At 46.8% G+C, this 13,913-nt stretch carries 14 protein-coding genes and 1 riboswitch; of the genes, 2 read left to right on the top strand and 12 right to left on the bottom strand.

Annotated elements, in window-relative coordinates; genetic code table 11:
- Positions 1 to 104: 104 nt before the first annotated feature.
- Positions 105 to 209: an EYxxD motif small membrane protein gene (locus tag M4I42_RS17110; RefSeq protein ID WP_328284609.1), complete on the top strand. Its 105-nt coding sequence runs from the start codon at positions 105 to 107 to the stop codon at positions 207 to 209.
- Here M4I42_RS17110 and purD read toward each other — a convergent pair.
- The 12 genes from purD to purE all read right to left on the bottom strand — a co-directional run bounded on the left by purD (position 172) and on the right by purE (position 12,924).
- Positions 172 to 1,455, bottom strand: a complete 1,284-nt coding sequence (purD, locus tag M4I42_RS10195) for a phosphoribosylamine--glycine ligase (protein WP_268852068.1) — start codon at positions 1,453 to 1,455, stop codon at positions 172 to 174. The genes M4I42_RS17110 and purD overlap by 38 nt on opposite strands.
- A 12-nt stretch (positions 1,456 to 1,467) precedes the next feature.
- A complete protein-coding gene (gene purH, locus M4I42_RS10190) occupies positions 1,468 to 3,006 on the bottom strand; it encodes a bifunctional phosphoribosylaminoimidazolecarboxamide formyltransferase/IMP cyclohydrolase (RefSeq protein WP_268852067.1) in 1,539 nt (512 codons plus the stop codon).
- The gene (gene purN / locus M4I42_RS10185) at positions 2,996 to 3,577 is read right to left on the bottom strand and encodes a phosphoribosylglycinamide formyltransferase (protein WP_268852066.1); all 582 of its coding nucleotides are present in this window, start codon (positions 3,575 to 3,577) and stop codon (positions 2,996 to 2,998) included. Before purN ends, purH begins: the two co-directional genes overlap by 11 nt.
- Entirely contained in the window at positions 3,574 to 4,611 is a 1,038-nt protein-coding gene (gene purM, locus M4I42_RS10180; protein ID WP_268852065.1) for a phosphoribosylformylglycinamidine cyclo-ligase, read from the bottom strand. Before purM ends, purN begins: the two co-directional genes overlap by 4 nt.
- Before the next feature lie 94 nt (positions 4,612 to 4,705).
- Complete coding sequence (purF, locus tag M4I42_RS10175) at positions 4,706 to 6,094, bottom strand: amidophosphoribosyltransferase (RefSeq protein ID WP_268852064.1); 1,389 nt, start codon at positions 6,092 to 6,094, stop codon at positions 4,706 to 4,708.
- Positions 6,070 to 8,295, bottom strand: coding sequence for a phosphoribosylformylglycinamidine synthase subunit PurL (purL, locus tag M4I42_RS10170; RefSeq protein ID WP_268852063.1), 2,226 nt, complete (start codon positions 8,293 to 8,295; stop codon positions 6,070 to 6,072). Before purL ends, purF begins: the two co-directional genes overlap by 25 nt.
- Positions 8,279 to 8,965, bottom strand: coding sequence for a phosphoribosylformylglycinamidine synthase subunit PurQ (purQ, locus tag M4I42_RS10165; protein ID WP_268852062.1), 687 nt, complete (start codon positions 8,963 to 8,965; stop codon positions 8,279 to 8,281). The genes purL and purQ overlap by 17 nt, the downstream gene beginning before the upstream one ends.
- On the bottom strand, positions 8,962 to 9,216 hold the full coding sequence (gene purS / locus M4I42_RS10160) for a phosphoribosylformylglycinamidine synthase subunit PurS (RefSeq protein WP_268852061.1): 255 nt from the start codon (positions 9,214 to 9,216) through the stop codon (positions 8,962 to 8,964). The genes purQ and purS overlap by 4 nt, the downstream gene beginning before the upstream one ends.
- A gap of 5 nt (positions 9,217 to 9,221) precedes the next feature.
- Positions 9,222 to 9,932 (bottom strand): phosphoribosylaminoimidazolesuccinocarboxamide synthase, encoded by a 711-nt coding sequence (gene purC / locus M4I42_RS10155; RefSeq protein ID WP_268852060.1) that lies wholly within the window; start codon positions 9,930 to 9,932, stop codon positions 9,222 to 9,224.
- 76 nt (positions 9,933 to 10,008) lie between these two features.
- Positions 10,009 to 11,301 (bottom strand): adenylosuccinate lyase, encoded by a 1,293-nt coding sequence (gene purB / locus M4I42_RS10150; RefSeq protein WP_268852059.1) that lies wholly within the window; start codon positions 11,299 to 11,301, stop codon positions 10,009 to 10,011.
- Positions 11,298 to 12,449 carry a 5-(carboxyamino)imidazole ribonucleotide synthase gene (gene purK / locus M4I42_RS10145; RefSeq protein WP_268852058.1) on the bottom strand — a complete coding sequence of 384 codons (1,152 nt, stop codon included), beginning with the start codon at positions 12,447 to 12,449 and terminating at the stop codon, positions 11,298 to 11,300. The genes purB and purK overlap by 4 nt, the downstream gene beginning before the upstream one ends.
- Complete coding sequence (gene purE, locus M4I42_RS10140; RefSeq protein WP_268852057.1) at positions 12,436 to 12,924, bottom strand: 5-(carboxyamino)imidazole ribonucleotide mutase; 489 nt, start codon at positions 12,922 to 12,924, stop codon at positions 12,436 to 12,438. Before purE ends, purK begins: the two co-directional genes overlap by 14 nt.
- 107 nt (positions 12,925 to 13,031) lie before the next feature.
- Positions 13,032 to 13,133: riboswitch (purine riboswitch) on the bottom strand.
- A gap of 169 nt (positions 13,134 to 13,302) precedes the next feature.
- On the opposite strand from purE, the gene M4I42_RS10135 reads away from it, so the two are divergent.
- Positions 13,303 to 13,749, top strand: a complete 447-nt coding sequence (locus M4I42_RS10135) for an Hsp20/alpha crystallin family protein (protein ID WP_268852056.1) — start codon at positions 13,303 to 13,305, stop codon at positions 13,747 to 13,749.
- The last annotated feature ends 164 nt before the right edge of the window (positions 13,750 to 13,913 follow it).

Genomic DNA, 13,913 nt, shown 5'->3' with positions numbered 1-13,913 from the left:
ATATAGTTTTACGAAAGTGTTTCGTGCGTATATATAGTGATAAGAAAAGGTGCCCCGTTACTTTTGGGACACCCTCTTACTCGATATAACAAGGAGAGAATCGTATGGTGCTTGAATATATGACCGATATGTCGTTTGTGCTAGCTATGTTGATTGGCGGCATTGTCGCCATTACTTTTGTCTATGTTCGGAAAAAGCGCGTGCGATAGCTTTATGGCCGATGTCGCGCCGATAAAAGAGCTGGTCGCAGCGCACGTTGGCGATTTCTTTATACACTTCGCGTTGCGCTTCTTCCAATGTGGCTCCTTTCGCCGCAACCAATAGCACGCGCCCGCCGTTTATACGCAATGTTCCGTTCTCTTGTTTTGTACCGGCATGGAACACAAGCGTGCTTTCTTTTAATGTCTCTAATCCAGCGATTTCCGCACCTTTTTCATACGCTTCCGGATACCCTTTTGCTGCTAAAACGACGCCAAGTACCGCTTCTTCCGTCCACGTTAACGAAACGTCCTTTCCAGAAAGTAAATCTAGCAGGAAAGAAACGAGATCGGTTTCTAGACGAGGCAAGACGACTTGCGCTTCCGGATCCCCAAAACGCGCGTTAAATTCGATGACTTTTGGTCCGTCGGCAGTGGCGATAAGCCCTGCATATAAAACGCCAGTAAAAGGACACCCTTCCGCCACGAGCGCTTTCGCAACAGGATGAACAATTTGTTCGACCGCTTGTTGCACAACTTCGTCGGCGATTTGCGGAACGGGAGAATAGGCGCCCATTCCTCCTGTATTCGGACCTTCATCGTTGTCAAATGCCCGCTTATGATCTTGGGCAATTGCCATCGGATACGCTTTTTTACCATGCACAAACGCCATGAGCGAAAATTCTTCTCCTTCTAAAAATTGTTCAATCACCACTTGTTCGCTTGCTTGCCCAAATTTTTTCTCGACCATCATTTCATGCAAAGCGGCTAGCGCTTCTTGGACCGTCATCGCGACAACAACACCTTTTCCTGCGGCTAGCCCGTCCGCTTTAATGACGATCGGTGCTCCTTTTTGCTCGACATACGCCTTCGCTTCTTCATAGGAAGTAAACGATTCATACTCCGCCGTCGGTATGCCGTACTTTTTCATCAGTTGTTTTGCAAATGCTTTGCTGCCTTCAATAAGCGCCGCTTCTTTCCGCGGGCCAAAAATACGCAATCCTTCTGCTTGGAAACGATCGACAACCCCTTGTAAAAGCGGAGCTTCCGGTCCAACAATGGTCAACTCAATCTCCTCATTTTTCGCAAACTGCACAAGCGCTTCCGTATCGTGCTCCTCGATTGAAACAAGCTCAGCAATTTCCGCAATCCCAGGATTCCCCGGCGCTGCATATAACTTAGTAACAAGCGGACTTTGCGCCACTTTCCAAGCGATCGCATGTTCTCGTCCACCACGGCCAATAATAAGCACCTTCATGTCGTTCCCCCCTTAATGTTTAAAATGACGCACACCGGTAAAGACCATCGCGATCCCGTATTCATCGGCCTTTTGAATCGAATCTTCATCACGAATCGATCCGCCCGGTTGAATAATCGCCGTAATTCCTGCTTTTGCCGCCGCTTCGACCGTATCATTCATCGGGAAAAAGGCGTCAGACGCTAAAGCCGCCCCTTGCGCTTTTTCACCTGCCTGCTCGATCGCAATTTTTGCGGCGCCAACGCGATTCATTTGACCTGCTCCGATGCCGATCGTCATGCCATCTTTCGCAAGCACGATCGCGTTCGATTTTACGTGTTTGACGACTTTCCAAGCGAGTTTTAAATCTTCCCATTCTTTTTCCGCCGGCTCGCGTTTCGTCACTACTTTCAACTCCGCGTCGTCAAGCGTATACCGGTCTTCCTCTTGCACGAGCAAACCACCTTTCACCGATACGAACATCGGCTCGTTCTTTTGCTCTGCCGCAAAATCGACGGTGAGTAACCGAATGTTTTTCTTCTGCGTTAAAATCGCTAACGCTTCTTCACTGAACGACGGAGCGATAATAATTTCTAAGAAAATTTCGTGCATCTTGAGCGCCGTGTCGCGGTCCACTTCGCGATTAAGGGCAACAATGCCGCCAAAAATCGATGTCGGATCCGCTTCGTACGCTCTTGTGAACGCTTCGAAAATCGTGTCACCGACACCAACTCCGCACGGATTCATATGTTTTACCGCCACGGCCGCTGCGTCCTCAAATTCTTTCACGATTTGCAAAGCAGCGTTCGCATCGTTAATGTTATTGTACGACAGTTCTTTTCCGTGTAGTTGTTGTGCGGCCGCAATTGAGAACGACGATCCTAATGGCTTTTGGTAAAATGCCGCGCTTTGATGCGGATTTTCTCCATAGCGTAAATCTTGTTTCTTCGTAAACGTCACTGTCAACGTTTCCGGATACGACTCGCCTGCTTGTTTTGTTAAGTATTCCGCAATCATTGCATCGTACGCCGCGGTATGGCGAAATACTTTCGCTGCTAGTTTTAATTTCGTCGCTTTCGACACCGCACCATTTTCTTTTAGCTCTTGCAGCACCGTTTCATAGTCGGCTGGGTCGACGACGACCGTCACATCTTGATGATTTTTCGCCGCCGCGCGGAGCATCGTCGGACCGCCGATATCAATGTTTTCAATCGCTTCCGCAAACGTCACATCCTGCTTAGCAATCGTTTGCTGGAACGGATATAAATTGACAACTACTAAATCGATCGGCTGAATTCCGTGTTTCTTTAGCTGTTCGAGGTGATGTTCATCGTCACGGATGGCCAACAAGCCGCCGTGAATCATCGGGTGAAGCGTTTTGACGCGCCCGTCTAAAATTTCCGGAAATCCGGTCACATCGGAGATGCTGATGACCGGAATTCCTTCTTGCTCTAGCGCTTTTTTCGTTCCGCCCGTCGAAATAATCTCGACCCCTAACTCTACTAATTGCTTCGCCAATGAAACAATTCCTTCTTTATTGGAAACGCTCAGTAATGCACGTTTAACGTTCATATGTTTCGACCCTTTCAAGCAATGTTTTTAAGACGGATGGATATAGTTCATGTTCGATGGCATGGATTTTTCGTTCCACCTGTTCCAGCGACTCCCCTTCCTCGATGGAAACCGCTCGTTGCGCAATAATCGGTCCCGTATCCATTCCTTCATCGACGTAGTGAACTGTCACACCTGTTATTTTTACACCGTAGCGGTACGCTTGTCCAATCGCATCTTTTCCAGGAAACGCCGGCAACAACGATGGATGAATATTCACGATTCGTCCTTCGTAAGCGGAAAGGAGTGTCGGACCGATTAAGCGCATGTAGCCAGCCAATGCAATAAATGCAATGCCGTGCTTCGTGAGTTGCGCTAAAATGTCCTGTTCAAAATCCGCTTTTGTCGCATACTCTTTCGGACGAAAAACGAAAGTGGGAATACCTTCTTTTTTCGCCCGTTCGACTACTTTTGCTTCGGGGCGGTCACATACTAATAACGCTACTTCCGCCGCTAGTTCTCCACGTTTGACCGCATCGACAATCGCTTGAAAATTAGTTCCGCTCCCAGAGGCAAATATTGCAAGCTTCATTCCATTTTCCCTCCGGCAAACACAACGCCTTCACCTTTCTTGACGCGACCGATTAAATACGCTTTTTCGCCGAGCTGCTCAAGGCGTTCGAGCAGCGGATGAATGATTTCACTATCTACCGCCATCACTAACCCGATTCCCATATTGAAAATATTAAACATCTCTTTCCGCACAAGATTTCCTTTTTCTTGTAGAAAGTCAAAAATCGGCGGAATCGGCCAAGAACCGTAATCAATTTCTGCACATGACCCATCCGGCAGCATGCGTGGAATATTTTCAACAAACCCGCCGCCAGTAATGTGCGCCATCCCTTTAATCGTAAACTCTTTCAGCACTGAAAGCACCGGTTTCACATAAATGCGCGTCGGTTTAAGCAGCTCGTCGCCTAAAGGAAGTGGCAAGCCATATGTTTCATGCAAATCGAACTTCGCCTCTTCCAATACAATTTTCCGGACAAGCGAGTAACCGTTGCTGTGAATGCCATTCGAGGCAAGTCCGATTAACGCATCGCCTGCTTGAATCGTTTCTCCTGTAATTAATTTCGATTTCTCGGCAATGCCGACTGCAAAGCCAGCCACATCATATTCTTCTTCACGATACATGCCCGGCATTTCTGCTGTTTCCCCACCGATTAGCGCACAGCCCGCCTGCACACAGCCGTCGGCGATTCCTTTCACGATTTGTTCAATTTTTTCCGGAACCGCTTTTCCGCAAGCGATATAATCGAGGAAAAAGAGCGGTTCCGCCCCTTGAACTACAATATCATTGACGCACATCGCCACGCAATCGATGCCAATCGTATCGTGCTTATCCATCATAAAAGCGAGCATCAGCTTTGTGCCGACCCCGTCTGTCCCTGATACTAATACCGGTTCGTTATATCCTAGTTTCGATAAATCGAACATGCCGCCAAAGCTGCCGAGTCCGCCGAGTACTTCTGGGCGAGCCGTTTTTTGGACATGTTTTTTCATTAAGGAAACAGCTTTGTAACCGGCCTCAATGTCTACTCCCGCTCGTTTATATGCGTCCGCCACCTAAAGCTTCCCCCTTTTCTGTGAAAATCTTCGAGCCGTGAGCAATAATTTCCATCCCTAGGTGGAAAAAACTCGCTCATGGACGTTTTCTATGTTATTCGTGATACGTCTTTGTCGGATACATTCCGGTGAAACAAGCCATACATTGCCCATGCCATTTCGAATCTTTCGGACGACCGATCGCTTCCAGCAATCCTTCTTCGCTTAAAAAGGCAAGCGAATCCGCCCCGATCATTTGCCGAATTTCTTCAATCGAATGAGTAGCCGCCACTAACTCTTCTTTTGTCGGCGTATCGATGCCGTAAAAGCATGGGTGTGTAATCGGCGGCGAACTAATGCGCACGTGCACTTCTTTCGCTCCTGCTTCGCGAAGCATGTTCACGATTCGTTTGCTTGTCGTGCCACGAACAATGGAATCATCAACCATGACAACCCGCTTTCCTGCCACAACACCACGCACTGGTGATAGCTTCATTTTAACCCCCTGTTCCCGTAGCGATTGCGACGGCTGGATAAACGTTCGCCCAACATAACGGTTTTTAATTAAACCAAGCTCATACGGTATTCCCGTCACTTCCGCATAACCAATCGCAACCGAGATGCTAGAATCCGGCACGCCGGTAACGACATCCGCTTCAACCGGCGCTTCAAAAGCGAGCTGTTTCCCTAAATTTTTGCGGGCTGTATGAATGTTAATGCCATCAACATTGCTATCCGGCCGCGCAAAATAAATGTATTCCATACTGCAAATGGAACGAGGTCTTTTTTCGGCATAGCGTTCCGAATGAACCCCTTCTTTGTTGATGATAATCAGTTCCCCTGGTTCCACTTCCCGCTCGTACGTGGCGCCTACGACATCGAACGCACACGTTTCCGATGCGACGACATACGCCGAGCCAAGACGGCCGATCGAAAGCGGTCGAAACCCTTGTGGATCTAAGGCAATATACAACTCTGTTTCCGTCAATAAAAGAAAGGCAAAGGCTCCTTCCAAATAAGTAAGAGCCACTTTAATTTGTTCTTTTAACGTAGGGGCCATACTGCGGCGGATTAAATGCGCAAACACTTCTGTATCAGATGTCGTTTGAAAAATACTGCCTTGCTGTTCAAGACGAAGTTTTAACTCAGCAGCATTGACTAAATTGCCGTTATGCGCCAACGCAATGCTTCCATTTTGCGAACGGAACAAGAGGGGCTGAACGTTTTCGTAGCCCCCTCCTCCTGCCGTCGCATAGCGTACATGACCGATCGCAGCTGTTCCCCTCAATTGCTGAAGTTCCCCGTTGCTAAACACTTCCGTCACCAGTCCAAGACCTTTATGCCCCTTTATTGTCTCGCCATTGGCTACAACAATTCCGGCGCCTTCTTGGCCGCGATGCTGCAAACTATGCAAGCCGTAATATGTCACTTGCGCTGCTTCATCATGACCCCAAATGCCAAAAATCCCGCATTCTTCGTTTAAGCCTTTGATTTCAGCAAGCATGGAATAGCTCCTTTCCATACGCTTCTCATTTGTTCAACCGAAAGATTCACGATTGCTTCACCATGTTCATTTTCGATGCGGAGTGTTCCGTCTGCCGTTACTTCACCAATCGGTTTTGCCTCGATGAGTTGCTCAAATACCGCTTGATGTTCTTTTTTTATGGAAACGATAAAGCGAGATTGCGTTTCGCTAAACAATTCAGCGACGATATCACCGCTAACCGTTACTTTCGCTCCTAAGCCAGCCGCAGCTATCACACACTCCGCTAATGCCACAGAAAGCCCTCCTTCGGCTACATCATGTGCCGAAGCAACGAGTCCTGCTTGGATCGCCGCAAGAAGCGCTTCTTGGCGCTCTGCTTCCACTTCTAAATCAATGCTTGGTGCTTTGCCAAAAATACGGCCTTCTAACCATTTTTGCAACTCACTTCCACCAAACTCTGGCTTCGCCTCTCCAATGACATAAATGATATCGCCAGCCTGTTTGAACGCTTGGGTTGTTATATGATCCAAGTCTTCTACTAATCCGACCATACCAACAATCGGTGTCGGATAAATCGCTTCCCCGTTCGTTTCATTATAAAGTGATACGTTGCCGCTAATAACAGGGGCAGAAAGCGCACGGCACGCCGCACTCATGCCATCGACCGCTTTTTCCAGCTGCCAAAAAATTTCTGGTTTTTCTGGAGAACCGAAGTTTAAGCAATCGGTAATCGCGAGCGGCTTGGCTCCCGAACAAACGACGTTTCGCGCTGCTTCGGCCACCGTAATTTTTCCGCCTGTTTCCGGATCTAAATACACATAGCGGGAGTTGCAGTCTGTTGTCATCGCTAACGCCTTTTTTGTTCCGCGAATGCGGACAACCGCTGCATCCGAGCCTGGCGCGACGACCGTATTGGTACGCACCATATAATCGTATTGGTCATATACCCATTCCTTGCTTGCAATCGTTGGCTGTGCCAGTAATGCAAGCAACGTTTCTTCATAATTTTCGACATGCGGCACGTAATCGATCTGTTGAAACTCACGGTAATAAGCCGGTTCTGCTGACGGTTTATGATAAACGGGCGCATCTTTCGCTAATGCGTCGACCGGGATTTCAGCGACCACTTCCCCATGGAAATAGAGGCGAAGCATTTTGTCATCCGTTACTTGGCCGATTGCCTTTGCCTCCAGCCCGTATTTAGCAAACAAATCTATAATTTCTTGTTCACGGCCTTTTTTCACGACAAGTAGCATGCGTTCTTGCGACTCGGAAAGCATCATTTCATACGGTGTCATGCCTGCTTCACGCTGCGGGACGAGATCTAAATTCATTTCGATGCCGACGCCCGCCTTGCTCGCCATTTCGGCTGAAGAGCTTGTGAGACCGGCTGCTCCCATGTCTTGAATGCCGACTAACGCATCCGATTGAACGACTTCTAGACACGCTTCGAGCAATAGCTTTTCCATAAACGGATCCCCGACTTGCACCGCTGGACGCTTCGCTTCCGACGCTTCCGTCAATTCTTCCGAAGCAAACGTCGCTCCGTGGATTCCGTCGCGGCCTGTTTTTGCCCCAACATACATCACCGTATTGCCGACGCCTGACGCTACCCCGCGCTGAATGTCTTCATGGCGGATTAAGCCGACACACATCGCGTTGACAAGTGGATTCCCTTCATATGCCGCATCAAATTGCACCTCGCCGCCAACCGTTGGAATGCCTACACAGTTTCCGTATCCGGCAATGCCGGCAACAACATGTTCAAATAAATATTTCACCCTTGGAGATGTCAACTCGCCAAAACGGAGTGAATTCAAAAGCGCAATCGGGCGCGCTCCCATCGAAAAGACGTCGCGAATAATGCCGCCGACTCCTGTCGCTGCCCCTTGATACGGCTCGATGGCAGAAGGATGGTTATGGCTTTCGATTTTAAACGCAACCGCTAATCCGTCGCCGATATCGACAATGCCCGCTCCTTCTCCCGGACCTTGTAACACTTGCTTCCCGTCTGTCGGAAATTTTTTCAGCACCGGCTTGGAATTTTTATAGCTACAATGCTCTGACCACATGACTGAAAAAATGCCCGTTTCTGTATAGTTTGGTAAGCGGCCGAGAATGCGTTCTACCATCGCAAATTCTTCATCCGTCAATCCCATTTCGCGATATAGCTTTTCTTCCTTAATCGTTGTTGGACTTGGCTCAAGAAGTAACGACATGTTTCACCCTCCAGTATTTCACGATTGATTGGAACAATTTGAGTCCGTCCGCACTGCCGAGCAGCGCATCGACCGCCCGCTCTGGATGCGGCATCATTCCAAGCACGTTTCCGTTTTCATTCATAATGCCCGCAATATTTTCTAAACTTCCGTTCGGATTTTCGTCGTGGTAGCGGAAAATGATTTGCCGGTTTTCGATCAGCTTGGTCAGCGTTTCCTCGTCGCAATAATAATTGCCTTCCCCATGAGCGATCGGAATCGTAATCACTTCTCCTGGCTCATATAGCGATGTAAACATTGTTTCATTATTTTCTACCCGCAACGTAACAGGGCGGCAAATAAACTTCAAGCTGTTATTGCGGCGCATCGCCCCTGGCAACAGCGCTGCCTCCAATAAAATTTGAAACCCGTTGCACACGCCAAGAATCGGCTTCCCTTCTTCCGCCGCTTTTTGGATCGCTTTCATCACATTCGAAAATCGAGCAATCGCTCCGGAACGAAGATAGTCACCGTACGAAAAACCACCCGGCAACAAAATCGCATCAAATTCATCAAGGGTGTCAGCCGTATGCCATACGTATTCGACCTCTTCCCCTAACTCATCTTTAATCGCATGATACATATCGACATCGCAGTTAGAACCTGGGAAAACAATGACCGCAAATTTCACTGGACGACTACCTCCTCGATGTCGTAGCGGTAGTCTTCGATGACTGTATTCGCTAATAGCTTTTCGCACATTTCGCGAACGAGCTCTTCAACGTCCCGATCGTTTTTTTCGATAACAAGTTCCATAAACTTGCCGATTCGAACGTCCTGCACTTCATGGTAAGATAAGCTGTGCAGCGCTCCTTTCACCGCTGTTCCTTGCGGATCTAATACATTTTCTCGCAACGTGACATATACTTTTACTTTATACATATGATTTAGCCTCCCAATCTCTGTAAAATAATTTCGTATGCGTCGGTTAAACTTCCTAAATCTCGGCGGAATACATCTTTATCGAATTTTTCATTCGTTTCCATATCCCATAACCGGCACGTATCTGGGGAAATTTCATCCGCTAATACAATGGTTCCTTCTGCGTCGAAACCAAACTCAAGCTTAAAATCAATCAAGCGGACATGACAGTTTTGAAAATGTTGGGTGAGGATCTCATTGACCTTTAAAGCATACGCCTTCAAAACAGCAATTTGTTCTGAAGTAGCAAGCTTTAAAATGGCAATGTGGTCTTCCAACAAAAGAGGGTCGCCAAGTTCATCATTTTTGTAATAAAACTCAATCAACGGTTTTTCCAGGCTCGTCCCTTCGGCGATGCCAAGCCGCTTCGCAAGACTTCCAGCGACATAGTTGCGGACAACAACTTCAAGAGGAATAATCGTTACTTTTTTTACAAGCTGTTCTGTTTCAGATATTTTTCGAATAAAATGATTATCAATGCTGGCGCTATGGAGTTTAGAAAATAATAAGCTTGTAATCTCATTGTTTAAACGGCCTTTTCCAGCGATGGTCGCCTTTTTTTCTCCGTTAAACGCCGTAGCGCTATCTTTATATTCAATCCAAAGCACATTGTCGTCATCCGTTTTATACACTTTTTTCGCTTTTCCTTCATAAAGCAGTTCTAATTTTTTGACCATACGAAAGGCCTCCCAGACAGAATATTAGAAATTTTCCTTTTGTAACATAGGTAAGGAAGCCCTTACCTATGCCTTTTTACAACCCTAACCGTTCAAAAATCGTATCGACATGTTTCAAGTGGTAATGATAATCAAAGCAATCATCGATTTGTTCTTTTGTTAGGCGGCTCGTAATCGCTTCGTCTGCTTCAATTAACGAGCGGAACGGAACTTGCGTTTCCCACGCTTCCATCGCTTTCGGTTGCACTAAATCATACGCTTCTTCGCGCGTCATTCCGGTGTCGATGAGCGCAAGCAACACGCGTTGCGAATAAATTAGGCCGAGCGTGCGATCCATATTCCGTTTCATGTTTTCTGGGAATACCGTCAAGTTTTTCACGATGTTCGCAAAACGATTTAACATGTAATTTAATGCAATCGTCGCATCCGGCAAAATAATGCGTTCCGCTGACGAATGGGAAATATCCCGCTCATGCCATAGTGGCACGTTTTCATATGCCGTCAACATATATCCGCGGATCACCCGTGCCATTCCTGTCATATTTTCAGAGCCGATCGGATTGCGTTTATGCGGCATCGCTGATGAACCTTTTTGGCCTTTAGCGAAAAACTCCTCGACTTCTCGCGTTTCACTTTTTTGTAGCCCACGAATTTCTACCGCAAATTTCTCAATGGAAGTCGCAATAAGCGCCAATGTCGCCATATAATGAGCATGGCGGTCACGTTGTAGCGTTTGCGTCGAAATCGGCGCCGGCTCTAATCCAAGTTTTTCGCATACGTATTTTTCGACAAACGGATCAATGTTTGCATACGTTCCGACTGCACCGGAAATTTTCCCGACACGCACCGTTTCCGCTGCTTGCTTGAAGCGCTCTAAGTTTCGTTGCATTTCCGCGTACCAAAGCGCCAGTTTCAAGCCAAACGTCGTCGGTTCCGCGTGAACGCCGTGCGTACGCCCCATCATCACCGTGTATTTATGCTCTTGTGCCTTTTCCTTTAATACTTGGATAAAGTGTTCGAGATCGCGTAATAAAATTTCATTTGCTTGTTTTAATAAATACGACAACGCCGTATCGACGACATCCGTCGATGTTAAACCGTAATGCACCCATTTTCGCTCTTCGCCGAGCGTTTCCGAAACGGCGCGAGTAAATGCAACCACATCGTGACGCGTTTCTTCTTCTATTTCTTTAATTCGTTGAATGTCAAACGAAGCATGTTGCCGGATTTTCTCGACATCTTCTTTTGGGATGACACCGAGTTCCGCCCACGCCTCACACGCTAAAATCTCCACTTCTAGCCACGCTTTGAAGCGATTTTCTTCCGTCCAAATTGCTCCCATTTCCGGTCTAGTGTACCGTTCAATCATTGTGATCCTCCTTCTTTTTCGTTCCAAATGTGCAAGGCGTCAATCGCTTGCAATGCTTCCTCCACCGTTTCAGCAAGCACCGTGACATGGCCCATTTTCCGCTTTTTCTTCGCCTCTTTTTTGCCGTATAAATGAAGATGCACGTTTTGGAATTTCGGAATGTTGTCAATGACCGACTGCACATGCTCGCCTAAAATATTGACCATTACTGCCGGCGTCAACAATTTCGTGCTTCCTAACGGCCAATTGCAGATGGCACGAACGTGTTGCTGAAATTGAGACGTTGCACAAGCATTAATTGTATAATGACCGGAGTTGTGCGGTCTAGGGGCAAGTTCGTTAATATAAATATCTCCTTCTTTTGTTAAAAACATTTCGACCGCCAACGTGCCGACGAGTTCAAAGTGCTGCGCCAACGTTTTAGCGTAGGAAACTGCTTTTTCTTTCGCCGCTACCGACGTGCGAGCCGGAACAATCGTTTGATGTAAAATATTGTCCACATGAATATTTTCCCCCGCCGGGAAAACACTCATCTCACCTAATCCGTTTCTTACGACAATCACAGAAATTTCTTTTTCAAAGGAAAGCCAACTTTCTAATACACAAGCACCGGCTTGCAATAGCAGGGACGCTTTCTCTATGTCTTCTTGGCAACGAATGACCGCTTGTCCTTTCCCGTCGTATCCGCCGCGGCACGTTTTCAACACACACGGAATTCCAAGCTGCTCAACCCCTGCCTGTAATTGTTCAGCCGAACGGATCTCTAAATAAGGCGCGACAGGGAGTCCCGCGTCTGTAATCGCCTTTTTTTCAGCCGCCCGATCTTGCGTAATAGCTAACAGCCGGCTGCCTTGCGGAACATATGCGTGTTGGACTAACCAGTCAAGCGCAGAAGCATCAATGTTTTCAAACTCGTACGTAATGACATCGCTGACGCCCGCTAATGTTTTGATCGCTTCAATATCGCTATATTCCCCTATAATTTCCGTATCCGCTACTTGGCCGCAAGGGGAGTCAGGCACAGGATCAAGCACCGCCACCCGAAATCCCATTTCTTTTGCCGAAATCGCCATCATTCTGCCGAGTTGGCCGCCTCCGATAATGCCGATCGTCTGCCCTGGAATGATTGTTCGTTTATTCAAGATCATCACTGCTTTCTAATACGTCTTGACGAATGCGCTCTCTTCGCTTTTTCAACGCTTCCATATATTTCAGTTCATACGTCCCAAGAATGGAAGCCGCTAAAAGCCCAGCATTCGTAGCGCCAGCTTTCCCAATTGCTACCGTTGCCACCGGTACACCGCCCGGCATTTGCACGATAGATAAAAGCGAATCCAATCCGTTCAACGCTTTAGACTGCACTGGAACCCCTATCACCGGAAGCGTCGTTTTCGCCGCCACCATCCCCGGCAAGTGCGCAGCTCCTCCCGCACCGGCAATAATGACTTTGATCCCTCTTTTTTCTGCTGTTTCGGCATATTCAAACATATAATCAGGCGTCCGATGAGCGGAAACCACTTTTTTCTCAAATGGTATTTCTAGCTCTTCCAATATATCGCACGCATATTTCATCGTATCCCAATCCGATTGACTTCCCATAATGACACCAACAAGTGGCTGCATCCATTTCACCTCATTATTTCACCATAATAAAAACCCAGAACAAGCGTTCCTCTCCCAAGGGAAAGCATCGTTCTGGGCATAACTCGGCCATAGAAAGGCAAAAAAGCCGTTCCGATCCTTTCCCTCATAGTCCAATAATTTACGGTTATTGGGTAGAAACTTTTGGGCCATATTCCCAAGATTATATGAGGGAATGCTATGAAGTTACCACTATCTTATCAATGTTTTTGTTAAAATGTCAACATAGAATCGAACATTTAATAAAAAATAAAAAATAATGTTCGGATTTTCTGCATTTCACCAATTGCCATTTTCCACATATGATAAAATAGCGTAGCTGTTTCGTGCCAATACCAATTGGAAAGAAGGGGGAGGAAGATGAAAACAAACCCATTTGGCTCATTTCCTGACTGGACAAAACAGTGGGAACATTTTTTTCAACATGATTTTTGGGAGAATTTTCAACCTTTTTTCCAAAACAATCAAAAATCGACTAGCAGTTCTGGTGTCAACATATATAAAAAAGAGAACGAGTTGTTAATCGTCGTTTGTTTACCGGGATTAGAAAGCTTGGAACACGTCGAGCTATATACGTATTATAAAACATTGGAAATTAAAGCAACCATTAATTTACAATTTGAAGGATTTGAACTAGTAGAGGAAGGAATTTTTCAAGGAACATGGGAAAGGACGATCCCACTGCCATTCACTGTTAAAGAAGAACGAATTGAGGCCACCTACCATCACGGATTGCTCATCATTCATCTTCACCGGTTAATTCCAGAGGAGCGAAAAAAGCGGATTGAAATCAAAAGGATAGAATAAGAAAGCGGCTAACCTTTACACGTAGGCTAGCCGCTTTTCTTTTTTGCACCTTTTTCCGCCGGTGCTTTTTTATGGGGGAGAGGATTTTAATGGCGTTAATAAAAACGCAAAATTAACTGGACAAAAAAAGTTAGAGACCGGTTCACCGCTCTCTAACCGTTGTC

Origin of the sequence: Anoxybacillus sp. J5B_2022, from assembly GCF_026847645.1 — a bacterium.
Lineage (GTDB): Bacteria > Bacillota > Bacilli > Bacillales > Anoxybacillaceae > Anoxybacteroides.
The sequence above is the reverse complement of the archived record's forward strand: the minus strand, read 5'-3'. Positions and strand labels throughout refer to the sequence as shown.

Coding starts and splice junctions, on each gene's coding strand:
- purF (WP_268852064.1), bottom strand. CDS start 6,094: ATGCTTGCTGAAATCAAAGGCTTAAACGAAGAATGCGGGATTTTTGGC.
- purE (WP_268852057.1), bottom strand. CDS start 12,924: ATGCAGCCACTTGTTGGTGTCATTATGGGAAGTCAATCGGATTGGGAT.
- M4I42_RS17110 (WP_328284609.1), top strand. CDS start 105: ATGGTGCTTGAATATATGACCGATATGTCGTTTGTGCTAGCTATGTTG.
- purC (WP_268852060.1), bottom strand. CDS start 9,932: ATGGTCAAAAAATTAGAACTGCTTTATGAAGGAAAAGCGAAAAAAGTG.
- purH (WP_268852067.1), bottom strand. CDS start 3,006: ATGAACGTTAAACGTGCATTACTGAGCGTTTCCAATAAAGAAGGAATT.
- purN (WP_268852066.1), bottom strand. CDS start 3,577: ATGAAGCTTGCAATATTTGCCTCTGGGAGCGGAACTAATTTTCAAGCG.
- purK (WP_268852058.1), bottom strand. CDS start 12,449: ATGATCTTGAATAAACGAACAATCATTCCAGGGCAGACGATCGGCATT.
- purB (WP_268852059.1), bottom strand. CDS start 11,301: ATGATTGAACGGTACACTAGACCGGAAATGGGAGCAATTTGGACGGAA.
- purL (WP_268852063.1), bottom strand. CDS start 8,295: ATGTCGTTACTTCTTGAGCCAAGTCCAACAACGATTAAGGAAGAAAAG.
- purD (WP_268852068.1), bottom strand. CDS start 1,455: ATGAAGGTGCTTATTATTGGCCGTGGTGGACGAGAACATGCGATCGCT.
- M4I42_RS10135 (WP_268852056.1), top strand. CDS start 13,303: ATGAAAACAAACCCATTTGGCTCATTTCCTGACTGGACAAAACAGTGG.
- purS (WP_268852061.1), bottom strand. CDS start 9,216: ATGTATAAAGTAAAAGTATATGTCACGTTGCGAGAAAATGTATTAGAT.